At 60.5% G+C, this 22,186-nt stretch carries 23 protein-coding genes and 1 tRNA gene; 6 read left to right on the top strand and 18 right to left on the bottom strand.

Annotated elements, in window-relative coordinates; translation table 11 throughout:
* Positions 1-207 precede the first annotated feature (207 nt).
* The 11 genes from VCK47_RS05260 to VCK47_RS05210 form a co-directional block, all read right to left on the bottom strand.
* Positions 208-615: an STAS/SEC14 domain-containing protein gene (locus tag VCK47_RS05260; protein ID WP_322889660.1), complete on the bottom strand. Its 408-nt coding sequence runs from the start codon at positions 613-615 to the stop codon at positions 208-210.
* A 187-nt stretch (positions 616-802) separates the two neighbouring features.
* A complete protein-coding gene (locus VCK47_RS05255) occupies positions 803-1,786 on the bottom strand; it encodes a hypothetical protein (RefSeq protein ID WP_322889659.1) in 984 nt (327 codons plus the stop codon).
* Between the two features lie 169 nt (positions 1,787-1,955).
* Positions 1,956-2,369: a DUF3830 family protein gene (locus VCK47_RS05250; protein WP_322889658.1), complete on the bottom strand. Its 414-nt coding sequence runs from the start codon at positions 2,367-2,369 to the stop codon at positions 1,956-1,958.
* A 142-nt stretch (positions 2,370-2,511) separates the two neighbouring features.
* Positions 2,512-3,108 (bottom strand): urea carboxylase-associated family protein, encoded by a 597-nt coding sequence (locus VCK47_RS05245; RefSeq protein ID WP_322889657.1) that lies wholly within the window; start codon positions 3,106-3,108, stop codon positions 2,512-2,514.
* Complete coding sequence (locus VCK47_RS05240; RefSeq protein WP_322889656.1) at positions 3,105-4,073, bottom strand: arginase family protein; 969 nt, start codon at positions 4,071-4,073, stop codon at positions 3,105-3,107. The genes VCK47_RS05245 and VCK47_RS05240 overlap by 4 nt, the downstream gene beginning before the upstream one ends.
* Positions 4,070-4,891, bottom strand: coding sequence for an amino acid ABC transporter ATP-binding protein (locus VCK47_RS05235; protein ID WP_322889655.1), 822 nt, complete (start codon positions 4,889-4,891; stop codon positions 4,070-4,072). Before VCK47_RS05235 ends, VCK47_RS05240 begins: the two co-directional genes overlap by 4 nt.
* On the bottom strand, positions 4,888-5,610 hold the full coding sequence (locus VCK47_RS05230; RefSeq protein ID WP_322889654.1) for an amino acid ABC transporter permease: 723 nt from the start codon (positions 5,608-5,610) through the stop codon (positions 4,888-4,890). The genes VCK47_RS05235 and VCK47_RS05230 overlap by 4 nt, the downstream gene beginning before the upstream one ends.
* Before the next feature lie 4 nt (positions 5,611-5,614).
* Positions 5,615-6,241, bottom strand: a complete 627-nt coding sequence (locus VCK47_RS05225) for an amino acid ABC transporter permease (protein ID WP_322889653.1) — start codon at positions 6,239-6,241, stop codon at positions 5,615-5,617.
* 105 nt (positions 6,242-6,346) lie between these two features.
* Positions 6,347-7,198, bottom strand: a complete 852-nt coding sequence (locus VCK47_RS05220; protein WP_322889652.1) for a transporter substrate-binding domain-containing protein — start codon at positions 7,196-7,198, stop codon at positions 6,347-6,349.
* 24 nt (positions 7,199-7,222) lie between these two features.
* The gene (locus VCK47_RS05215) at positions 7,223-8,281 is read right to left on the bottom strand and encodes an agmatinase (RefSeq protein ID WP_322889651.1); all 1,059 of its coding nucleotides are present in this window, start codon (positions 8,279-8,281) and stop codon (positions 7,223-7,225) included.
* Between the two features lie 150 nt (positions 8,282-8,431).
* Positions 8,432-9,439, bottom strand: a complete 1,008-nt coding sequence (locus VCK47_RS05210; protein WP_322889650.1) for a LysR family transcriptional regulator — start codon at positions 9,437-9,439, stop codon at positions 8,432-8,434.
* Positions 9,440-9,994: 555 nt separating this feature from the next.
* On the opposite strand from VCK47_RS05210, the gene VCK47_RS05205 reads away from it, so the two are divergent.
* The gene (locus VCK47_RS05205; RefSeq protein WP_322890031.1) at positions 9,995-15,013 is read left to right on the top strand and encodes a RecQ family ATP-dependent DNA helicase; all 5,019 of its coding nucleotides are present in this window, start codon (positions 9,995-9,997) and stop codon (positions 15,011-15,013) included.
* A gap of 222 nt (positions 15,014-15,235) precedes the next feature.
* Here the strand turns inward: VCK47_RS05205 and VCK47_RS05200 are convergent.
* Positions 15,236-15,319: transfer RNA gene (locus VCK47_RS05200), tRNA-Tyr, on the bottom strand.
* A 125-nt stretch (positions 15,320-15,444) separates the two neighbouring features.
* Here VCK47_RS05200 and rlmB point away from each other — a divergent pair.
* From rlmB to VCK47_RS05185, 3 genes are all read left to right on the top strand, one after another.
* Positions 15,445-16,221 carry a 23S rRNA (guanosine(2251)-2'-O)-methyltransferase RlmB gene (rlmB, locus tag VCK47_RS05195; protein WP_322889649.1) on the top strand — a complete coding sequence of 259 codons (777 nt, stop codon included), beginning with the start codon at positions 15,445-15,447 and terminating at the stop codon, positions 16,219-16,221.
* A gap of 14 nt (positions 16,222-16,235) precedes the next feature.
* A complete protein-coding gene (locus tag VCK47_RS05190) occupies positions 16,236-16,520 on the top strand; it encodes a hypothetical protein (RefSeq protein ID WP_322889648.1) in 285 nt (94 codons plus the stop codon).
* Positions 16,521-16,712: 192 nt separating this feature from the next.
* On the top strand, positions 16,713-17,180 hold the full coding sequence (locus VCK47_RS05185) for a CoA-binding protein (RefSeq protein ID WP_322889647.1): 468 nt from the start codon (positions 16,713-16,715) through the stop codon (positions 17,178-17,180).
* 74 nt (positions 17,181-17,254) lie between these two features.
* Here VCK47_RS05185 and VCK47_RS05180 read toward each other — a convergent pair whose 3' ends face one another.
* From VCK47_RS05180 to hisA, 3 genes are read right to left on the bottom strand one after another with little or no spacing between them, the layout of a single operon-like run.
* Complete coding sequence (locus tag VCK47_RS05180; protein ID WP_322889646.1) at positions 17,255-17,566, bottom strand: phosphoribosyl-ATP diphosphatase; 312 nt, start codon at positions 17,564-17,566, stop codon at positions 17,255-17,257.
* Positions 17,563-18,321 (bottom strand): imidazole glycerol phosphate synthase subunit HisF, encoded by a 759-nt coding sequence (hisF, locus tag VCK47_RS05175; protein WP_322889645.1) that lies wholly within the window; start codon positions 18,319-18,321, stop codon positions 17,563-17,565. The genes VCK47_RS05180 and hisF overlap by 4 nt, the downstream gene beginning before the upstream one ends.
* 8 nt (positions 18,322-18,329) lie before the next feature.
* Positions 18,330-19,064, bottom strand: coding sequence for a 1-(5-phosphoribosyl)-5-[(5-phosphoribosylamino)methylideneamino]imidazole-4-carboxamide isomerase (hisA, locus tag VCK47_RS05170; protein WP_322889644.1), 735 nt, complete (start codon positions 19,062-19,064; stop codon positions 18,330-18,332).
* A 139-nt stretch (positions 19,065-19,203) separates the two neighbouring features.
* Between hisA and VCK47_RS05165 the strand changes: the two genes are divergently transcribed.
* A complete protein-coding gene (locus VCK47_RS05165; RefSeq protein WP_322889643.1) occupies positions 19,204-19,593 on the top strand; it encodes a DUF2147 domain-containing protein in 390 nt (129 codons plus the stop codon).
* Positions 19,594-19,627: 34 nt separating this feature from the next.
* Here the strand turns inward: VCK47_RS05165 and VCK47_RS05160 are convergent, their stop codons facing one another.
* Genes VCK47_RS05160 through hisB form a run of 3 tightly spaced genes read right to left on the bottom strand, consistent with a single transcriptional unit; the run spans position 19,628 to position 21,347 of the window.
* Positions 19,628-20,122, bottom strand: a complete 495-nt coding sequence (locus tag VCK47_RS05160; protein ID WP_322889642.1) for a lytic transglycosylase domain-containing protein — start codon at positions 20,120-20,122, stop codon at positions 19,628-19,630.
* A 2-nt stretch (positions 20,123-20,124) separates the two neighbouring features.
* On the bottom strand, positions 20,125-20,763 hold the full coding sequence (gene hisH, locus VCK47_RS05155) for an imidazole glycerol phosphate synthase subunit HisH (protein ID WP_322889641.1): 639 nt from the start codon (positions 20,761-20,763) through the stop codon (positions 20,125-20,127).
* Positions 20,760-21,347, bottom strand: coding sequence for an imidazoleglycerol-phosphate dehydratase HisB (gene hisB / locus VCK47_RS05150; RefSeq protein WP_322889640.1), 588 nt, complete (start codon positions 21,345-21,347; stop codon positions 20,760-20,762). Before hisB ends, hisH begins: the two co-directional genes overlap by 4 nt.
* A 147-nt stretch (positions 21,348-21,494) precedes the next feature.
* Here hisB and VCK47_RS05145 point away from each other — a divergent pair, with 147 nt between their 5' ends.
* Positions 21,495-22,154: an imidazoleglycerol-phosphate dehydratase gene (locus tag VCK47_RS05145; protein ID WP_322889639.1), complete on the top strand. Its 660-nt coding sequence runs from the start codon at positions 21,495-21,497 to the stop codon at positions 22,152-22,154.
* Positions 22,155-22,186: the final 32 nt, after the last annotated feature.

The following is a 22,186-nucleotide window of genomic DNA, read 5'->3' as shown; positions in this document are numbered from 1 at the left end:
CTGTAGCTGTCGTCCTTAATAGCCGGAACGATGCCGGCCGAGACCTTTTCATAGCTGATCGGCTTGCCGGGTGGTTTGTGAATCTGGCGAAAGCTGACGTGCGCGCCGTGGAGAGTTACAGTGACCATCTCGACTGAAATCGACAAGCGCAGCTGGCGTTTCCAGACGGGACGCGCAGCTGTTTCGCAACCCTTTCGCCCCTGAAGGTCAGGCTGAGCCGGCGGGGATCGGGCGTGCGCCGACGAAGGCCCACGCTTCGGCCTCTTGCGCGGCGTCGAAGGTGCGGGCATCGACGGGAATGATCTTGTCCATCACGCCGATCATGGTCCGCGCTGCGTCGGGTGCGCCGACGACGGCGTATTTGTTGACGTTCGCCAATGACCGGAACTGCGCTTTCATCGTTTCCCAGTTCAGTCCCGCCCCTGTTTCACGCCCTTCGAAATGCTCGAAGATAAGCAGCATGGACACATCCTCGGCCTTGTCGAAAGCGGCGTTCATGAGGCGTGCCATGCCTTCCATGTCGTCGGTCGTCACCTCTGCGCGGATCATGAAAGCATAAACCAGCGGATTGTCGGTGGTGATGCGCGTGACAGAGCCGTTCTGTGCCATGGTCATCGGATTAAACTCTGCGCTGGCGGGGCAGGGTGCGCAGGACCGGGGCTTGTTGGGGTATGGCGGCCAGTGCGATCAGAGAGCCTAAGACTGCGCTGGCGATCAGGGTGAAACCTATCATGGGGCGACCTTTGCGTTGCTGCTGCATGTCCAGTCTCAACACTACGTCCGCCCGATTGTTCCACGCGCGTCAGCGCATCCAGTATCCCGCCGCCCTGATCTGGTTGCGGATCGCGCGTTCGTGGCGGGGCAGGTTGTCCCTGTCGAACAGGGCGCGCACCTTTTGCCCTTGGCCTTGATAGACCATGCGCTTGAACGGGGGGTGCTGGCGCAGGTGCTTCTTGATCCGGTTGGGTGCGCATACCTCTTCCAGCAGGGCGATCTGCGCGTCCGTGCCGCGCGCGTAAAGCAGCGGCAGCAGGCGGTAATGGCAGGTCAGGTCACCATCGAGCCCCGCCAGCGCTGCATCCGGCCTGCCGCCACCAAAGCTGTGGATCACCAGCGGCAGCGCCACCTGATCGAGCCACGGATCAAGCGGCTGGATCACCAGTTCGGGCGGGGCTGTATCGCGGATCGACACGGCGTAGTCGGTGAAACGCTGGCCGAACGCGGCAGGATCGGCCCCGTAAAACCAGCCCGCGTTGAAATAGAGATAGCGTTCCCAGAATTCATCCGGCTGCGACAGGTCCAATGACGACGCGAAATCCAGCCCGAATTTGTCGTAAAGCGATTTCCAGATCGCCGTGTAGCCGGGCCAGTACAGATCCTCGACCGGCCAGGTGCCCGTCCGGTTCATCGAGGCCGCGGGACGCGAGAAATCGAACGCCACCGCGCTGATATCGCCCGTGATCAGCGTGTCACTATCGAAAAACACGAAAGGCTCGCCCGCAGGCAGGACCTGCAAGCCTTCGATCTTGTTGCCATGCGGATAGCTTTGCCCGAAATGGCGCGCCGCAAAAGGGACCACCTCGGCACCCAGATCACCCAGCGCGGCCCTGATGTCGGACGCCATGCGCGGATCATCCTGCCAAAGCGGTCCCGGCTGCGGTTCTGCGACGATCATCCGCCCCGCGAACCCCGGTGCACGGGCGCGCAGGCTGGCCACAAACACCAGCGCTTCATATTGGAGCCGCCCGCCCTGACCGACGACCATGATGTTGAAAGGCTGCGGCATGGGATTGCATCCTGCGTATCGGCTTGCGCATTTCCTAAGCGAGAATGCGGCCCATTAACAGTGCACAAAAGGGGAGTCACTGGTAGGCGGGGAGCAGCCAGACGTCCGAGTTGATAGGTGTGCCGGGCTTCAATGTCGCACTGCCCAGCCACCGACGCACCCGTTTCTTCTAGGCAGTTTCAAATCGGATGGGCTTTGCGCCTTCCCAAAGAACCGAATTTCCCAAAGCGTGCAAATTCTCCACGCCCCCCGTAAGAGTGATGAAATGGTTGCCCGCCAGTTGCCCCATTTTCGAGCTGAAATCGACCCCACCATAGGCAAGCAAAATCTCTGTCTCGCTGATCCCGCCCGGATACAGAATGATATGTCCCGGTGCGGGGTGGCTTGTGTGATTTTCATAGGCGACCCCAAAATCCGTTTCGCCCAACGGCACCCAGACGCCTTCACCCGACCAGCGGACATGAACGATCTTGCTGGCATAGGGCAGATACTTGCGAAACGCGGCAACGGTCTTTGGGGCGCGGGCGGTCTCGAAATGGCCGGTGAATGTGAAATCACCGGCAATGATCCTGAGATTGTCCAAGTTTTGTCCCTTTCGTTGAAATATCGGATCAGAACGTCGCAAATGACGCGCCGTCGCGGTGGGATTAAAGCTGTTAACCCGCAATCTTGACGCGGCTGACGTTCGCGCCGCCGGTCACGTGAGCTGGTCAAACGGGATGCTTTCAGGACACACTGAAATGTGCATCCGTCGGTCTGTTTCCATTGATGGGTGTCATGTCCTGCGGGCATGCGGACATCACCAGGATACAGTCCCGAAGTGCGCGCAGACTGACGTAATCACCCGCTTTTGCAGGTGGTGTTCCCTGTGTGAGCGTTCCGTCGGCGTTGATCGGAATATTCATGAAAAGGTTCAATGGCTGCGGCACATCCCCGGCCGAGGCACCCACTGCTGCCAGCGCCTCGTGGAAATTCTCCGCGCAACTGCGATGATGCCCGATTGCCCCGAGGTTTGCGTAGCGCCGCGCATCGCAAGCGGCCATCAGGCCGTCGTGTATTCCGGTGGAGCTGTCATGCTCGAATTGCAGGATCGGTTCGCGACGGTTTGTCACCAGCACGTCACCGACAACCGGACTGATCCGCCCTGTTTCGACGCGCGTGTGCGACAGGGACATGAATTGGTCGGGATCATCAGAGCAAAGCGCCCAGGTATCAACGACCTGCGTCCCCGAGGTGTTGTAGATGGTGATGCATTGCCCCTGCGACAATCGCACGGCGCGCCCATGTGATGCGGGGATTTTGATGCGTTCTGTCGTTGTCATGACCGTGCTCCTTTGGCCAATGTTTCGCTCCACCAGGGCTGATTGCAGATGTGCCCCAGAAATTCTGTGACCACCAAAGCACCCAGATAGGATGTGGCCCCTGTTCCAATATCGAGAGGCGGGTTGACCTCGACAAAATCGAACCCGCGGATCCTGTGGCGCTTGGCGATTTCGCGCAGGCTTTCCATCAGGTCGCGGAACCCCATGCCGTCAGGTTCCCCCGAGACACAGCCGGGCACGATCGACAGATCCAGCGCATCGACATCAATCGTGACATATACCTCTGATCCTTCAGGAAGCAGGCCTGCGATGCCTTTGGGACCAAGGGCGCGGGTTTCGGTCATTGCTACAACGCGGTGCCCGGCAGCCCGCATTTCCTCGACATGGCGCCGCGTTGTCCGCAGGCCCCGAATGCCGATCTGGGTGATGGAAAGACAGGTTTCCATCGCCCCGATGTGGCGGAAGGCATGGCTGTTTGTCCGGTCAAGATCGGCGTCGATCTCGGAATAATCCTGATGCGCGTCAAACTGGATGACATGCATCGGTTTTTCGAACGCTTTGAAGACAGGATAGGTAATGGCGTGATCTCCGCCAAGGATGACCGGAAACAATCCGCCATCCAGCATCTCGCGCACCCGAGCGGTGATGATCTCGAATGTCCTTTCGGGCTTGGCGGGGCGCACGTCGACATCACCGACATCGATAATCAGCCCGTCTTTCAATTCGTGCTCTAGAAAGCTTTCGCCGGTATCGGGGTCAAAAAGCGGGTCGCCCACGGGGATACGCAAGGAATGCTCACGGATGCCTCTGGGTCCGAAACGACTGCCCGGCAGAAAGGGCGAGCCTTCGTCGAATGGCACGCCAAGGACCCCGATCCTTGCATCGCCGTATTCAGACGGATCAGCAGCAATTCTGGAGCGCAGAAAGCTGGGAATGCCAACATAACCTCGATTGACGGTTTTCATGAATGTTCCTCTTTGGGTTTTGTGCCTGCCATGAATTTTGGGTGGAAGGCGGTGACCTTGTCGAAAAAATCGCGGACGCGGCGGTCCGCAGTCTGGGTGATGACATCCTGCGGTGCGCCGTCCGCCAGAATGATGCCCCGGTCCATGAACAGCAGCCGGTCGGCAACGTCGCGGGCAAAGGCAAGTTCATGGGTGACGACCAGCATGGTCATCCCCGAGCTTGCCAGTTCCTTGAGCAGCCGCAGGACTTCGCCCACGAGTTCCGGGTCAAGCGCGGATGTCGGTTCATCGAAAAGCAGGATCTCCGGGTTCATGGCCATCGCCCTTGCGATCGCGACGCGTTGCTGTTGTCCACCGGAAATCTGACCGGGATAGGCATCTGCAATCGCGCCTATGCGGAGCCGGTCAAGCAGTTCCAACGCATGTGCGCGTGCCGCGTCCCGCGAGCGTCCCAGCGCGATGCATTGCGCGGTGCAGATATTGTCCATCACCGACAGATGCGGCCACAGGTTCAGGGACTGGAACACCAGACCGATCTTGCGGCGGACCCTGTCCGTGTGGCGGCGGGAATTGTGCTTGACGATGCCGTTCGGCAAAAGCGCGCGACCCAGCGATTCACCCCCGACCTCGATAAACCCTTCATCGGGCGGATCGAGATGTGTCAGACACCGCAGCAGGGTGGACTTGCCGCAACCGGACGGTCCCACAAGGCTGACAACCTGACCGTAGGGAATTTCGAGATACAGCTCGTCAATTGCCTTCAACTCGCCGAAACGGCGGATGAGCCGGGTTGCGCGGAGTGCGGGACCAGTCTTCATCGTCCTGATTTCCCGTCAATGTCGAGATAGCGGGCGGCAATCGGGCTCATCCGGCTTGTCCGGCCCGAGGCCGTGCCAAAGCGGCGTTCGTAAGCCCAGGCAAGCAGACTGAAGGCGATGGTGATCGCCCAGTAGATCAGCGCCAAGGAGATGAAGACTTCGAAGGGGGCAAATGTGTTGCCTTGAATGACCAGCCCTTGATAGGTCAATTCCGCAACGGTGATCGCCGAGAGGATCGAGCTTTCCTTGATCATGGTCATCGTGCAGTTCACGATGGGCGGAACACTCGGCGAGATGATCTGCGGGATAATCACATGCCGGGCCGCCGCGATGGGCGGCATACCGATCACCCGCGCAGATTCCCATTGCCCGCGCGGCAGAGCAAGGACAGCGGCGCGAATGATCTCGGCGTAATACGCCCCTGCATAGAGGGTCAGCGCAACAGTTCCGGTAACAAGCGCCTGTGTCCGAATGCCGAAAGAAGGCAGGCCGAAATGGATCAGGAACACGATGACGATAAACGGAATGCCGCGCATCAGCGCCAGATAGACCAGAATGACCATGCGAACCGGCCAGTAGTTCAGCAGGCTGAGCGTCGCGCAGATGGCACCGATCAGCATGCCGCCAACAAACGCAATTGCGGCAAGGCGCAAGGTGAGCACGGCCCCGTCCACAAGCAGCGGCCAGTAGTTCAAGATGACCGTAGGATCGAGAGCCATGATCTTAACGACGCTCCTGTGCATGGCGCCGCTCGACTGCCCAGCCAAGGGCGGTCAGGATCACGTAGAGACCAAGAAACAGGATGGCAGCACCGATAATCGGCTCAAACGGGCGAAATGTGGAGGCTCCGATCTGTTGGGCGACGCGCAGCGTTTCGACAACGGTGATGACAGCCAGAAGCGCTGTTCCTTTCACCACCACGGTTGATTCATTAATCAGCATCGGCAGCGTCTTGCGGAACAACTGCGGAAGAACGATCTTGCCCCAGATCACACCAGCTGACAGACCAAGTGCTGTTGCAGCTTCGATCTGGCCATCCTCGATACTGGGCAGGCTGCCGCGCAGGATTTCAGAGACAAAAACCGCGGAATTCAGCGAAAGAGCAAGGATTCCAGCTACTTCAGGGCTCAGGCGCAGGCCCAGCGCTGGCAGGCCGTAATAGAACAGGAAAATCTGGATCAGCAGGGGCGTGCCACGAATAAAGCTGATGAGGACAATGATGACGACATTCAGCGCCCTGATCTTGAACGATCGCAGGATCGTCAGGAGCGTGCCGCCCAGAACCGCAAGAAGGATGGACGCGAAGGCAATCCTGAAATTGACGCTGATCGCATCCATCAGGCGGGGCATCGCGCTCCAGACTGCGTCAATATCAAATCCCAAAGGTCCTGTCCCGATTTTGAGGTGAAAGGGGGTCCAACGGGCGCCGAAGCGCCCGAAGAACGGATGCGACGGTCAATAGGCGCTGGCAGGCAGATAGCCTTCGTCGGGGATTTCCATCCGGAACCCGAACCATTTGTCCTGCAATTCATAGAGCCGACCATCGTCACGCATCTCGCGAATGACACCGGAGATGAAATCACGCAGATCGGTATCCTCGGGCCGTGTGACCCATGCCATATATGTCCATTCCACCGAGGTCTCGACAGGCGCGCTGATCTCGAACAGGCCCGGACGTTCCTGCACCAGAACTGCAAGGTTTGGCAGCGATTGAATCACAGCGTCGATTTCGCCGCTGGCCAGCGCGAGATAGGTGTCGGTGAATGCGGTATAGAGCTTGAGTTCGGCAAAGCCCTCGCCCTCGGCACTGAGCCGCTCGTCCAAGGCCCGTGCAATCGGCTCGACCGAGGAGGCAAGTTGTGTGCCGACGATCATACCGGCAAGATCATCCTCGCTTGCGATCGCTTCGCCGACGCGGGTCATGATGTGTGGCTGGCCATTCGCGATAGGTAATGTGTATGCGTAGCGCTGGGCACGTTCTTCATTGATCGCGACAGTCGTGGCGACAAAATCGAAGTTCCCGGCCAGCAGACCCGGCAAGATGCCCTGCCAAGGCACGTCGAGCTGGTTAAGCTCTACCCCCAGTTCGGCAATCACAACATCCAGGATATCTTTGCCGTATCCGACGATCTCTCCGGATTCATCGACAAATTCGAATGGCGGAAAGGCTGCCTCGGTGCCGACTGTCGCGACACCCCCTTCGAGAATGCGCTCCAGCGTGGTCTGTGCAAGGGCGGGCGTGGTCATCGCCCCCAGACCAAAGAACAGGGCATAGGCGGCTTTGCGAAGATGACATGTGTCAGTCATGGAAGATGATCCTTTCATCTGGCGTCAGGGTTTTTCATTAGGTTCTGTGGTGAAGTAATCCGCCCGCACCGCGGCCCCGATCAGGTTGACCACAAGGCGACCCGCAAGGATGGATGTGATGTCATTGACATCGCGCGAGGGGGTGATCTCGACAATATCCATGCCAAGAACGCGCCCTTTGCCGACAAGACCATGAATGAGCTTGCGGCATTGATGAAAGGTCAGCCCGCCTGGTGCGGGGCCTTCCACGGCGGGTGCCTCGGACGGATCAATCCCGTCTGCATCGATGGTGATGTAATAGCGCCTGTTGTCGGGGATCCTCGCCAGAATGGCGTCGACCCCGTTGTCGTGGACTTCGAAAGCAGGAATGATGTTCGCGCCATATGCCATGGCGGCCTCGTATTCTTCTGTTCTTCCGCTGCCTTGGGCGCGGATTCCGATCTGGAAAATTTCGCCGATGTGCGCCATTTCCGAGGCGCGCCGGATCGGGCTGGACAGCCCGTCCCGCACGCCGTTGACATGATCGCGCCAGTCGATATGGGCATCAATCTGGATCAGCACGATGGGGTCTTCGGCGGACGAAACCACTTCCAGCGCTTTGAAGATAGGGAACGGGATACCGTGGTCGCCACCGAATACCACCGTCATGGCACCCGTTTCATACACGCTGCGCAAGACAAGCTCTGCCTTGCGATAGTGGTCACCACCGGGGACGGAAATGTCGAAGGGGACATTCCCCAGATCGACGGCACTGATATCCCTGCCGTCATAGATTGGACCGCCAACATCGAAATCGTAGCGTTCCAGCGAACGGCTCACCCGGTTTGTGACCGCGCGAATGACATCGGGGGCATTGATCTGGTCGTTGGCAATCGCGTCAGGTGTGTAGGCGCTGCCATGAGGAATCCCGAGAAAGACGATATCCGCCTGCAGGTTTTTGAAGTCCGTGCTGATCTCGGAAAACAGAAAGCTTCCGGCACTCTGTCGAGCAGGAATGGTAAGGCGTTGCATTTCTCCTAAGGGTATTTCGGGCATCTGTAGGGACTCCTGGGTTAAGTGCCACATCGAACCGACGCCCGGCAAAGGTAGCCCAGTCAGGAAAACGCAAGGAGCGTGGGTTGCGCACTCAAGGTTGCCAAAATCGCAACCTTTCCCCTGAAAAACAGCGGCAGATGCAACCCACGATAGACGTGGGTCACGCGCTGTGCGCTTTTGATATCTGGTAGATAGCGGCTATTCCGCAGCGGTGGCCAAAGAGGGTCCCATTTTCGAATTCAGTATATCCAGCATCAATTGGGCCTGCATGCTGCGTCTTGTATTTCGTTTTGTTGCAGCCCCCGACAGCAGGGCGTGCCGCAAATGCTCTGCGCCGGGCACTTCCTTGATCGGTCTGCGCATCGGGATGGACCGGATGTAATGGGTCGGAAGAAACCCGACGCAGCGGCCGGTATTGATAAGTGTTGCAACAGCCTCCAGCCCGCTTGCCTTTGCGGTCCATGCGCCTTTCAGCTTGAGCGATTCCGCACTTACTCCTGGCCGCGTGAAGGTTCTGTGAATGGTTCCGACCCCGTTTTCGGCCAGCGTCGCATAGTGGTAAGGCTGCGTGTGCCCATCGGGAACGGCGCCAAACAACTTGAACTTCTCGAAAAAGAGCGGCGTCAGCAGAAAACCGGAATCCAGATGCTTTTGCGCGATGATCGCGATATCGACCCTGTCTTCCTCCAAAGCCTCGGCCAATTGATCGGGCGCAAGGATCGAGACCGTGACCATGACCTCTGGTGCCAGCTTGAACAGCACTTCGATGGAGTCAGACAGTTTGGCATCCACGTTGCTAATCAGATTGTCCGAGATACCGAGTGTAAGCTTGCCTGAAAAGGCTTCCCGCGTTCCGTTCAACCGCGCCCGCGCCGAAGAAAGCGCCTCGTCAAGCGCCACCGACGTTTCATAGACGACAACGCCGAACTCCGTCAGAGAGAAACCACCCGGTCCACGGAAACACAACTGCGCATTCAATCTTTCTTCGAGTGCTTTCAATGCGCGGCTGAAAGTCGATTTTTCGGCACCGAAAGATTGCGAAGCAGAGGCAACTCCTCCGGCATCAACAATCTGCCGGAATATGCGCATGTTGCGCATGTCTATCTCGTTCAGGGCATTCAATTGACTGCGACGGGCCATGATACAACCCCTTACCAGATGGCAGCAACCGAACCCGACATAGCGAAGGGCGCCACCAACCCCCAACTGATTGCTGGCAGCTTTGCGCCGGAAGGATCAGTGTTTTCTATCTGGATTTGCAGTAAATTCTGCATTTGCCGCTAAATTGGGCGCCATGTCATCACGCTGCACATGGTTTGACGCCACTGGCATCGTCATCGATCCTCAGCGCCTTGGCACTGGTTGAACTTACTTCTTATCCAGGTGCGTCTTCTGCTGGCCGCTTAAAGACCTTGCAGAACCCAAACCTGTCCAAAGCTAATTCATGAACGGGACTCTTAGTAGGGGTAGGCCATCAATGCGCGGTGATGGTCCGCCACCGACGTTGCATGTGGCGATGGCCTCTGGTTGCGCCTGAAGGATACGATCAGTGACGGTTCCAGCGCGGTCTCACTACAGGGCATTTGTGTTGTAGGGTGGCAAGAGGTACCTTAACAGTTGAATGATCCGCATATTATGTGACTGGACTGTATGCCTTTTCTGAGCTTCCTGCGTCCAAAAACCGATGACAAGGCACCCCTTCTGGAGCGGTGCCTGTCGGTTGATCTGGAAGTTGATCCCAGCAAGGCAGAAATCTTCGACTTGGCCGCAGTGCGCTTTGGTCCCGGCCCGGCGGTCGTGGCAGGCAAAGGCAGACTTCAGCAATCGCTCGACAAGCTGGAAGCGGCCCTGAAAACGACCAGCTACATCATCGGGCACAACATTCTGCGCCATGATATCGAGCATTTGCTGGCAGCAAGGCCAAGGCTGCGCGACAGGATGATGGCGCCCATCGATACGCTTTGGCTGAACCCCTTGGCCTTTCCGCGCAACCCCTATCATCATCTGGTCAAACATCATCACGACGGGCGGCTGCAGGCGGGACATGTGAATGACCCCGAGCTTGATGCCCGTCTGGTGTTCGATGTTTTGAGCAACCAGATCGAGGCCCTGAAAGGACAGTCGCCCGATCTGCTTTTGGCGTGGCATCACCTTGTCACGCGCACGGATCGCGCCGACGGGTTTGATGCGGTCTTTCAGTACATCCGCAATGCGGGCGCGCCGGACCAAGTCACAGCTCTGGCCGCGATCCGCGATATTCTGGAGGGTCAGGCTTGCGGTGAACAGGTCGGTCCTGCGCTGGATGCGCTAGGTGATGCGCGGATGGCTTGGCCGATGGCCTATGCCTTGGCATGGATCTCTGTCTCGGGCGGGGAATCTGTCATGCCGCCTTGGGTCAGGGCGTCTTTTCCGCAGGCAGCGCTGATCGTCCGGCAGTTGCGCGACACCAACTGTGGCAGGCCCTCGTGTGTCTGGTGCGCGACGATGAACGACCCCAAAGGCGCGCTGCAAAAGTGGTTCGGCTTTCCGGCCTTCCGCGCCGAACCAGCCGATGCCGAAGGTCGCCCGCTGCAAGAAGTCATCGTTGCGAATGCGATGGCGCATTCCCATGTGCTTGGCATCTTGCCCACCGGCACGGGCAAGTCTGTCTGCTATCAGGTTCCGGCGTTAAGCCTTTACGACAAGACCGGTGCGCTGACGGTGGTTATCTCGCCTCTCGTCGCACTGATGGCCGATCAGGTGCAGGGAATGGAGCGCACGGGAATTTCCTCGGCGGTGACGATCAACGGCATGCTGTCGATGCCCGAGCGGCAGGACGCGCTGGACCGCGTCAGGCTTGGTCAGGCGGCAATCCTGTTGATATCGCCCGAACAACTCCGCTCTGTATCGGTGCGTTCGGTCCTCAAGCAACGAGAGGTGGGGTTCTGGGTGCTGGACGAGGCGCATTGCGTCTCGAAATGGGGGCATGATTTCCGGCCCGATTATCGCTACATCGGTCGCTTCATCCGTGAATTCTCGGGTGACGCGCCACCAGCCCCGATCCTGTGCCTGACAGCCACCGCCAAACCAGAGGTCGTGCGCGATATCATCGACCATTTTCAACAGAAGCTCGCCATCGAACTGAACCTGTTCGACGGAGGTTCGTCGCGGACGAACCTGTCGTTTTCGGTGCTGCCGACGCGCAAGGAGAGCAAGCTAGGAGACATCCTGACCGCCATCCACGATCACTTGCCAGAGGGTCGATCCGGTGCCGTCGTCTATTGCGCCACGCGCAAGGAAACTGAACGGGTCGCAGCCTTCCTCGAAGGCCAAGGTCTGGCCGCAGCGCATTTTCATGCAGGGCTGACGGTCGATGACAAGCGGTTCGTGCAGGAAGCCTTTCGGGTGGGCGACTTGCGGGTCATTGCGGCCACAAATGCTTTTGGCATGGGGATCGACAAGCCCGACATCCGGCTGGTTGTCCATGCCGATATCCCGGGCTCGCTGGAGAACTACCTGCAAGAGGCAGGTAGGGCAGGCCGCGACCGGATGCCCGCCGATTGCGTTCTGTTGTATCACAACGATGACGTCGAGCGTCAGTTTACCCTGACCGCCCGCTCGCGGCTGGAGCGGCACGAGATCGGGGCGATCCTCAAGGCGCTGCGCCGGATCGACGAGCAGGGCCGGAACGGTGGCATGGTGGTCGCGACCACCGGAGAGATCGTGCGCGAAGAAAAGGACCGCGAATACATGCGCGACAGCGCAACAGATGACACGCGGGTCAAGACGGCCGTGTCATGGCTGGAAGAGGCCACGCTTGTCTCTCGCGAAGAGAACCGGGTGCAGGTTTTTCCGTCCTCGCTGATGGTGCGCACGCTTGAAGAGGCGAATGCGCGGCTCGAAAAGACGCAGATCACCGGCGCACGGCGCAAGCAACTTCTCGATATCGTGCGCCACCTGATGAATACGCCCGCCGATCAGGGCATTTCGACCGATGAATTGACGGGGCTTGCGGGTATGACCCATCGCGGGCTTGCCAAGGCTATGGCAGACCTCGAGACTATCGGCCTTGCCCGGAACGATATTGCCATCACAGTCCAGGTCCATGTCGGAATCGAGAACAGCTCTCGCCAGCGGTTCGCGGCCGCGCGGACTTTAGAGGGGGCACTGCTGGGCACAATGCGAGAGATGGCCCCCGACGCCGATAGCGGTGGTGGTTGCCAGCTTGACCTGACAGTCGCCAGCCAGAAAATGAGAGAGATGGGCAATGCCGGCGCAGGCCCTCATATCCTCGAACGCCTCTTGCGCAGTATCGAACGGGACGGGCGCGATGAGGACGGCAGCCAAGGCAATATCCGACTGCGAAAGCTTTCTTCCAAAACGCTCGAAATCGTGCTGCAGCGTTCGTGGCGGGCGGTGGACCAGACAGCGTCCTTGCGCTGGACGGCTGCCGAAAGACTTCTTGAATTCCTGATCGCCAAGGTGCCAACCGGCACAAGAGGCAAGGACATTCAGGTCGAGACGACGCTTGGCGACCTTTTGGCCGAATTGAACGGTGATGCGGTCATCAAGATGTCCGGCGTCAAGAACATGACCAAGCTGATGGAGCGCACGCTCCTTTGGCTGCATGAACAGCAGGTGCTGACGCTTGGCAAGGGGCTGACAGTCTTCCGTTCGGCCATGACCATTCATCTGAACCCCGAACGCGCGCCTTTCTCGGCCAAGGATTTCCTGCCGCTGCAGGAACACTACCGCGAGCAGACGTTGCAGACCCATGTCATGGCCGCCTACGCCGAAAAAGGGCTGGAGCGGATCGCAGAGGCGCAAAGTCTCACGCAGGATTATTTCACGCTGGATCAGGATCGTTTCCTGCGTCGCTGGATGCCCGGGCGCAGTGTCGAGATACGCCGCCAGACCACGGGACGCGCCTGGAGGGAGATTGTCGAGGATCTTGGCAACCCTGCCCAGCAGGATATCGTGGCGGACGACCGTGAGGAAACCAATGTCCTTGTGCTGGCCGGCTCCGGATCGGGCAAAACAAGAGTGCTGGTTCACCGTATCGCCTATCTTCTGCGTGTCCGGCGCGAGGACCCGCAGCGCATCCTCGTGCTGACCTACAACCGCCATGCCGCCGCCGAAATCCGTGCCCGCCTGCGCCGTCTTGTCGGCGAGGATGCCGCTTGGGTCACCGTTTCGACCTGTCACGCGCTCGCCATGCGATTGGTGGGGGCAAGCTTTGCCGGTGGTTCCACCGAGACCCGCGACTTTGACGCCATCTTGCGTGATGCCGTGCACATGATCACCGGTGAAGGGCTCAGCCGCGCCGAGGCCGAGGCCCAGCGCGAGGCCCTGATCCAGGGCTATCGGTGGATTCTCGTTGATGAATATCAGGACATCGGCCCCGAAGAATATGCGCTGATCGCTGCCGTGGCAGGGCGGTCGCTTGACGATCCTGACCAGCGCCTCAGCCTCTTTGCTGTGGGGGATGACGACCAGAACATCTATGCCTTCACCGGTGCCTCAATCTCGTTCATCCGTCGCTTCGAAGAGGATTACCGCGCCAAGCCGAAATTCCTGACCGAGAATTACCGTTCAACCCGCTTCATCATCGACGCGTCAAATCAGGTGATCGAGCCTGCCCAAGGGCGCATGAAGGCCGGCCACCTGATCACTGTGGACAAGCTGCGCAGCCTGCATCCGGGTGGCGGGGCGATGGCGACTTATGACCCGGTCGGAAAGGGGCGTGCCCAATTCCTCGACGTGCAGGGGGATGACGTGGCCCAAGGGGTGGCCGCGGTGGACGAACTGGTCAGGATATCCCATCTGGACCCCGATTTCTCTTGGTCGCGCGCGGCCATCATCTCGCGCGATTGGCGGCGGCTTGGGCCGGTGCGGGCTTACGCCGAAAAGCTGGGGCTTCCGGTCGAGATGGCCAATGAAAAGCTGCCAAGTATCTGGCGCCTGCGTGAAATGCAAAAACTGGTCGCGGGCTTGCGGGCGCGGCCTGCGGCGATGCTCACCATTCAGGACATCCTTGATGTTCTGAACAGGCAGCGGCTGACGCGCTGGGTTGATCTGATTGCTGAAGGCATCGCGGACCTCGCACGCGAGCTTGGCGCCAAGACGATCCCGGTTCCCGACGCGATCGAATGGCTGGCCGAATGGGCGCAGGATGTCAGAGGCACGCAGCGCGGGCTTTTGCTGCTGACCGCGCACCGGTCCAAGGGTCTGGAATTCGACCATGTGGTGATCCTGAACGGTGGCTGGCAGGCGATCTCGAAGGGCGAGGACGGCGAGGCGCCGCGGCGGCTTTTCTACGTCGCCATGACACGCGCGCGCCGCAGCCTTGCCGTGGTGACCCGCGGGGCGCATGCGTTCGTCCTTGCTGACAGCGAAAGCGAGCTGTTGCGCCAAGTCGCAGCACCGCAAGCGTCCGACTTGCCCGCGCCTGACCAATATCACCTGCCGGATATGGGCTCTGTCGATCTTTCTTATGCCGGACGCCTCCCCGGGGACAGCCAAACGCTCGCCGCCATCACCGAGGCCGAAATCGACGACGCGGTAACGCTGGAGCGGCGCAAGGACAAATGGATGATCCTCGACAGGCAGGGCCGTGTCCTCGGCCGTATGGCGGCAAACTGGGTGCCGCCAGAAGGCACAGACCTGGTCTCTGGCAAGGTCGGGGCCATCGTCAGGTGGCGTAAGGCCGATAACGAGGAAGCTTTTCAGACCTACATCAAGCGCAGCGAGTGGGAGACTGTTCTGCCGGAGTTCATATTCCGCCAAAGAAACGGGCGCTGAACGCGGCAGATAGCGCGGAAGATGTGACGTGCCGCTTGAATATGCTACTGTAAATGACCGGATTTCGCGCTGGGGCCAACCACAAGGCTATTTCTGTCACGGCCCAAAAATCGCTAAAAAAGTGCATAAACAGGCCAAGACTTGAAGCCAAGCACCGGGGTCGCACCCATTCACGTTCATGGCGCAAATCGCGGAAAAATATTAAAGTGTCAGGTAAGTAAGTGGTGGGCGACCCAGGAATCGAACCTGGCGTGCGTCTCCGCGAGGGAGTTACAGTCCCCTGCCACACCTTGCGGCCTGTCGCCCACTGCGGGGGTGATTACCTGCGGTCCCGATTGGCGTCAACAGCAAAAGTCGCCCCTTTCGGGCTGCCTCTTCACAGCGCGGGCAATGTCGCGTATCGGCTAGGAAAAGCGAGGACGGATGCCAGAATGAAAAAGCCGACATGGGTGATCGCCAAGGAACAGGCCAAGCGGGTGGCGGCAAATGAAACCGTCTGGCTGTTCGGCCTGCATGCGGTGCGCGACGCGCTGGAAAACCCCGCGCGCGAGAAATTGCGCCTGATCGTGACGCGCAATGCGCTCGAACGTCTGGGCGAGGCGGTGGCCACCAGCGGCATGGAGCCTGAAATCAGCGATCCGCGCAAATTCGCGGCACCCCTTGATCCACAATCGGTGCATCAGGGTGCCGCGCTGGAGGTCAAACCGCTCGACTGGGGCAGCTTGCAGGATGTGGCCTTGCGCGAAGGGCCGATGCCGCCGCGCATCGTGCTGCTCGACCGTGTGACCGACCCGCATAACGTGGGCGCGATCCTGCGGTCGGCGGAAGTGTTCGGCGCGCGCGCTGTGGTCGCGATGCAGCGTCATGCGGCACCGGAAACAGGGGCGCTGGCCAAGACCGCCAGTGGTGCGCTGGAACGCCAGCCCTATCTGCGGGTGCGCAATCTGGCCGATGCCATCGTGGAACTGCAACAGATGGGTTATCTGGTGCTGGGGCTGGATGGCGAGGCTGAGACCACGATCGAAGCCGCTGTCGAGGGCAAGCGCGACCGCGCCGTGGCGTTGGTCATGGGTGCCGAAGGGCCGGGGCTGCGCGACAAGACGCGCGAGACCTGCGACATCTTGGTGCGGATCGACGCGAGCGCGGATTTCGGCTCGCTCAACGTTTCAAATGCGGCCGCCGTCGCCCTATATGCAGCCAGAGGCTGACATAGGGATCTGCCATGGCTGGAACGAAGATCGCGACCTGCTGTTACTGCGGGACACGCGCAACCTTGATCTTGCGCGGGCGCGAGCGACACGAGCTGAGTTGTGGCACCTGTGGCGCACCTTTGCGCAAGCTCAAGATGCTGCCCCTGACCGCCACGCCTGCGCTCACCCAACGTCCCGCAGGTCCGGTACCGGTGCAGCGCAAGGTCGCCCGCCCGAAGAAACGCCGCAAGGGTAAAAGTCTTGGCCACAAGGTGTTTTCCGAGCTGTGGGACATCATCGAAGATGTCTTCGACTGAAAAAGACCGGATCACGCATTTATCACGTCTTGCTGAGGGAACCTTTTGTTGCCGAAGCGGCTTACCATCTATGTAGTGTGGTGCGGTCATTGGAACCGGTCGTGCCAAACTCACTGTCCCTCGTTCCATAACTGGCGCCCAAGGCTTCCTTGGGCGCTTTTTTCTTGTCGGGCCTTGCGCTAGGGTGCTTGCATGATGATCAGCGACGATACCTTGCGCACTATTTTCAAACGCACCCGCACTATCGCGGTGGTGGGGGTGTCGGCCAATCCGGTGCGCCCCAGCTATTTCGTAGCGCGTTATCTGGGGTTGAAAGGGTTTCGGGTGATCCCCGTCAACCCGGGGCTGGCGGGTGAGCGCCTGTTCGGCGAAACGGTCTATGCCAGCTTGGCCGATATTCCGGATGACGTGGATATGGTCGATATCTTTCGCAAACCCGATGCCGTGCCCGCGCTGGTCGATGAGGCGCTGGCGCGCTGGCCCAAGCTGCAGACGATCTGGATGCAGATCGGTGTCACCCATCCGGAGGCCGCAGCCGCAGCCGAGGCGCGTGGCGTGACGGTGGTGCAGGACCGTTGCCCCAAGATCGAATACCAGCGGCTGTTTGGCGAATTGCGTATGGGAGGCTTTGCGACGGGAATTATTTCCTCGAAGCTGTAAGGGGCGCTGCCCCTCGCCCCGGATCAAGTCCGGGGCTCACCCCGGAGTATTTTTGGAAAAAAGAAGTTGCAGGATCAGGGGCGGCGGGCGGCTTTTTCGGCGATGCCTGATGTGCCTTGGCGGCGGGCGAGTTCGGCCACGACATCGGCCAGTGTCACATCCCGCGCGGTCAGCATGACCAGAAGGTGGTAGAGCACATCCGCCGCTTCTGACGTCAGCTTGTCACGGTCGCCTTTGACGGCTTCGATGATCGCTTCGATGGCTTCCTCGCCGAATTTCTCGGCGCATTTTTCGGGGCCTTTGGCCAGCAGCTGTGCTGTCCAGCTGCTGGCGGGATCGGCGTTCTTGCGCGATGCAATCAGGGCGGCGAGATCGTCGAGCGTCATGGCCGCACCGCGATACCGGCTGCGGCCATATGCGCCTTGGCCTGCGCGATTGTGTAGGTCCCGAAGTGGAAGATCGAGGCGGCGAGCACCGCCGAAGCCCCGCCTTGCGTCACGCCTTCGACCAGATGGTCGAGCGTGCCGACCCCGCCCGAGGCGATCACCGGCACATCGACGGCATCCGCGATGGCGCGCGTCAGCGGCAGGTTGAACCCCGTCTTGGTGCCGTCGCGGTCCATCGAGGTCAGCAGGATTTCGCCCGCGCCTTTGGCGACGACCGTGCGCGCAAATTCCACAGCGTCGATGCCGGTCGCGCGCCTGCCGCCATGGGTGAAAATCTCCCATTTGCCGGGGCTGACTGTTTTGGCGTCAATCGCCACGACGATGCATTGCGAGCCGAACCGCATCGCGGCTTCGGCCACCACGTCGGGGTTGGCAACGGCGGCGGAATTGAAGCTGACCTTGTCCGCGCCTGCCAGCAGCAGATCGCGCACATCGTGATGCGTGCGCACGCCGCCGCCGATGGTCAGCGGCATGAAACATTGCTCGGCCGTGCGCGTGGCCAGATCGAACATCGTGCCGCGGTTTTCATGCGTGGCCTTGATATCGAGAAACACCAGCTCGTCCGCGCCAGCCGCGTTATAGGCTATCGCCTGCTCGACCGGATCGCCCGCATCGACCAGATCGACGAAATTGACGCCTTTCACGGTGCGCCCTTCGGCGACGTCGAGGCAGGGGATGATGCGGACCTTGAGCATGGCTTTGTTTAGGCCTGCGATGCGGGTTCGGCAAGCACGCGCAGTGCCTCTGCCAGATCAAGTGCGCCGTCATAGAGCGCGCGGCCCGAAATCGCCCCCGCGATGACGCCGGTATCCCGCAACGCCGTCAGATCGGCCAGTGACGACACCCCGCCAGAGGCGATGACGGGGATGCTGACCGCGCGGGCGAGATCGGCAGTGGCCGCGATATTCGGCCCTTTCATCGCGCCGTCGCGCAGGATGTCGGTGTAGATGATCGCGGCGATGCCTGCATCCTCGAAGCTGCGCGCCAGATCGGTGACCATGACATCGGTTTCCTCGGCCCAGCCACGGGTGGCCACACGCCCGTTGCGGGCGTCCAAGCCCACAGCGACCTGCCCCGGAAAGGCGCGCGCCGCCTCTCGCACCAGATCGGGATTTTCCACTGCCACCGTGCCCAGAATCACCCGCGCGAGGCCTTTGTCGAGCCAAGCCTCAATAGTGGCCATGTCGCGGATGCCGCCGCCAAGCTGCGCAGGGACGGGGCAGGCTTTCAGTATCGCCTCGACCGGGGCGGCGTTGACAGGCGTGCCTGCAAAAGCGCCGTTCAGATCGACCAGATGCAACCATGCGCAGCCTGCATCCACAAAGGCGCGCGCCTGTGCGGCAGGGTCGTCGTTGAACACGGTGGTCTGGGTCATGTCGCCATGCACAAGCCGCACGGCCTGTCCGTCCTTGAGGTCAATGGCAGGGTAAAGGATCATCGTCGCAGCCTTTCGCATGTTCGCGCCCGTTATGCATGGCGCGCGCGGGAATGCAACGCAGGCACCGGACCCAACGTCAGACTTGATTGCGCAAATGCGTCAGGATCAAACTGTCCGCATCTTCAGGGAGGAGATCCAAATGAAACACCTAATCCTGGCCGCAGCTGCGGCCTTTGCCTTGGCCAGTGCCGCCAGCGCACAGGATGCCGCCCTTGGCACCTGGCAGACCGAAGTCGATGACGGCGCTTTCGCCTATGTCACGATGGACCAATGCGGTGCGGCGGTCTGCGGCACCATCGCGCGCACCTTCAACACCGAAGGCGAATATGCGTCCCCCAACATCGGCCGCCAGATCGTCATCAACATGGCACCGAACGGTGACGGGTCCTATCAGGGGCAGGTCTGGCGTCCGTCCAACGACCGCATCTATGTGGGCAAGATGGATGTCGAGGGCAATGCCCTGCGCCTGCGCGGCTGTGTGGCCGGTGGTCTGATCTGCGCCAGCCAGAACTGGGTCCGGATCGAGTGAAACGGATGGCCCCGCAGTGCGGGGCCATTTGACCTCAGGCCGCGCGCAGGCCGGTTTCGACCAGCATGCCGCGCCGCCTCGCCTCGTAGTAATAGCCGCGCGCGTACCAGCCGACGGCTGTCGCCTCGTCCCCGTCCGACAAAAGCCATGCGCCGCGCAGATAGCGGCCCGCATAGCGCAGGTTCGTTTCCGCATCGAGCAGGTCGCGCGGTTCGCCGCGGAACCCCATGGTGCGTGCTGTCTGTGGCAGGATCTGCATTAGCCCGTAATAGGGGCCGTTGCGTGCGGCGGGGTTATGGGTGCTTTCGCGGATGATCACGCGGTGCAGCAAGGTCACGGGGATATCGTGTATCTCGGCGTATTTGTTGATCAATGCGCGCAGTTCGGGGGTCTCGTTGGGATGCAGCGGGATGTTGCTGGTGTCAAAGGCGGCGCGGCTGACCACTTCTTCGCCACCGCGCGCACAGGCGGCAAGGCTGGCTGCTGCGCCAAGCAGCATCATGCGTCGGGATAGGCGGATGGCTGTCATTCTCAGGGTCTCCATTGCAGGAAATTGGCGATCATGCGCAGGCCCGCATGCTGGCTCTTCTCGGGGTGAAACTGTGTGCCGATGATGTTGTCGCGTCCGATGATGGCGGTGACATCGCCGCCGTAATCGACATGGGCCAGCCGTTCGGCAGGGTTGCTGACCTGCATCGCATAGGAATGGACGAAATAGGCATGTTCGCCGGTCGCAATGCCGTCGAGCACGGGATGGGGGTTGTCGATCACCAGATCGTTCCAGCCCATATGCGGCACTTTCAGCGCGGGATCGGCGGGGGGGATGCGGCGGATATCACCCGCGATCCACCCGAAACCCGGCGTATCCTCGTATTCATGGCCCATGGTCGCCAGCATCTGCATCCCGACGCAGATGCCAAAGAACGGCACGGCGCGACGGGTCACGGCGTCGGTGATCGCTTCGGCAAGACCGGAATGGGCATGCAGTTGCGCCTGACAATGCGGAAAGGCCCCGTCGCCGGGCAGCACGATCCGGTCAGCCTTGGCCACGACATCGGGGTCGGCGGTCACGATGATCGGGCCTGCGCCCACCTCTGCCGCCATCCGTTCGAACGCTTTTTGCGCCGAATGCAGGTTGCCGCTGTCGTAATCGACCAGTGCGGTGGTCATAGGCTGCCCTTGGTCGATGGAATCGCATCGCCCTTGCGCGGGTCGGCTTCGACCGCGTCACGCAAGGCGCGGGCGACCGCCTTGAACGCGGCTTCGGTGATGTGATGCGCGTTGAACCCGTGCAGCCGGTCGATGTGCAGGGTAATGCCGCCATGCGTGGACAAAGCCTGAAAGAATTCGCGTACCAGTTCGGTGTCGAAGGTGCCGATCTTGCCAAAGGGCAGGTCCAGATTGCAGATCAGGTAAGGCCGCCCCGACAGATCGAGGGCGGCGCGCACCTGTGCGTCATCCATCGCCAGATGGCACGACCCGTAGCGTTTGATCCCGCGCTTGTCGCCCAGCGCCTGTGTCAGCGCCTGACCAAGGGCAATGCCCACATCCTCGACCGTGTGGTGATCGTCGATATGCAGATCGCCCGTGGCGCGGATGGTCATGTCGATCAGCGCGTGGCGCGACAACTGGTCCAGCATGTGATCGAAAAACCCGACGCCGGTGTCGTTGTCATAGGTGCCGCTGCCATCGAGATTGATGGTCACCGCGATATCGGTTTCCGCAGTCTTGCGGGTGATGGTGGCTGTGCGCATCTGCTGGCGTCCCTCGTCTTGTTGGCCATGTCTATAGGGGCATCCGGCACGACCGCCAAGTCCGCAGGCCCACTGCCAGCGCTTTTCAGCAAGTTTTAAAGATTTGCTGTCATGCAGGACGACGTGAAGCCTTGTCAGGAGAATCCGATGAAAGCAATGATCTTGCGCGACGACGCCGCCGATGCGGTGCAGACAGCCCATATTCTGGCCAACAAAGGGTTCCAGACCCTGTGTGTGACCAGCCGCGACATCGCGCAGGCGATGATCCGCGCCGATGTGATCGACCTGATGGTGATGGACGAACGGATTGGCATGCAACTGACCCATACGCTGGCCCTGTCGGCCGAACGGCGCAATCCTTTCGTCAGCACCATCATCATGACCGACAAGGGCGCAGAGGCGACCGATGATCTTTATGGTCTGATCCCCAGTCTTTATGCCTTGGTCGGCACCCGCACCGGGCCTGATATTTTGGGCAAGATCGTCCTGTCCGCCATCGCCAACACCGAAGAGGTCGCGCGCCGCATCGACCGCCACCTTGCCGCGGAAGCCGCCGAACTGGCCTTGCCAGAGGATGATTTCGATCTGCTGGCCGAAGACGACGACGTCTCGATCTGGGACGAGGCCGACGACGAGGATGAAGATCACGACGACACAGCCGACGTGATCTTTGCCGCGCCAGCGCTGGATGAAATTGGACAGAACCGCAGCCGTGGCTGGGGCGATTTCGCCGACGTGCGCCCGCATCTGGTGATGACGCCGCCCGCCCTGCCGCCGCGTGACGCTGCCGTCAAGGTCTGCGCCTGATCCCAATGCAAAAGGCCGCCCTGAAAGGCGGC

It is taken from the genome of Yoonia sp. 72, assembly GCF_034652275.1.
Classification (GTDB): domain Bacteria; phylum Pseudomonadota; class Alphaproteobacteria; order Rhodobacterales; family Rhodobacteraceae; genus Yoonia.
Note: the sequence above shows the minus strand (reverse complement) of the source record. Positions and strands in the feature narration are given on the sequence as shown.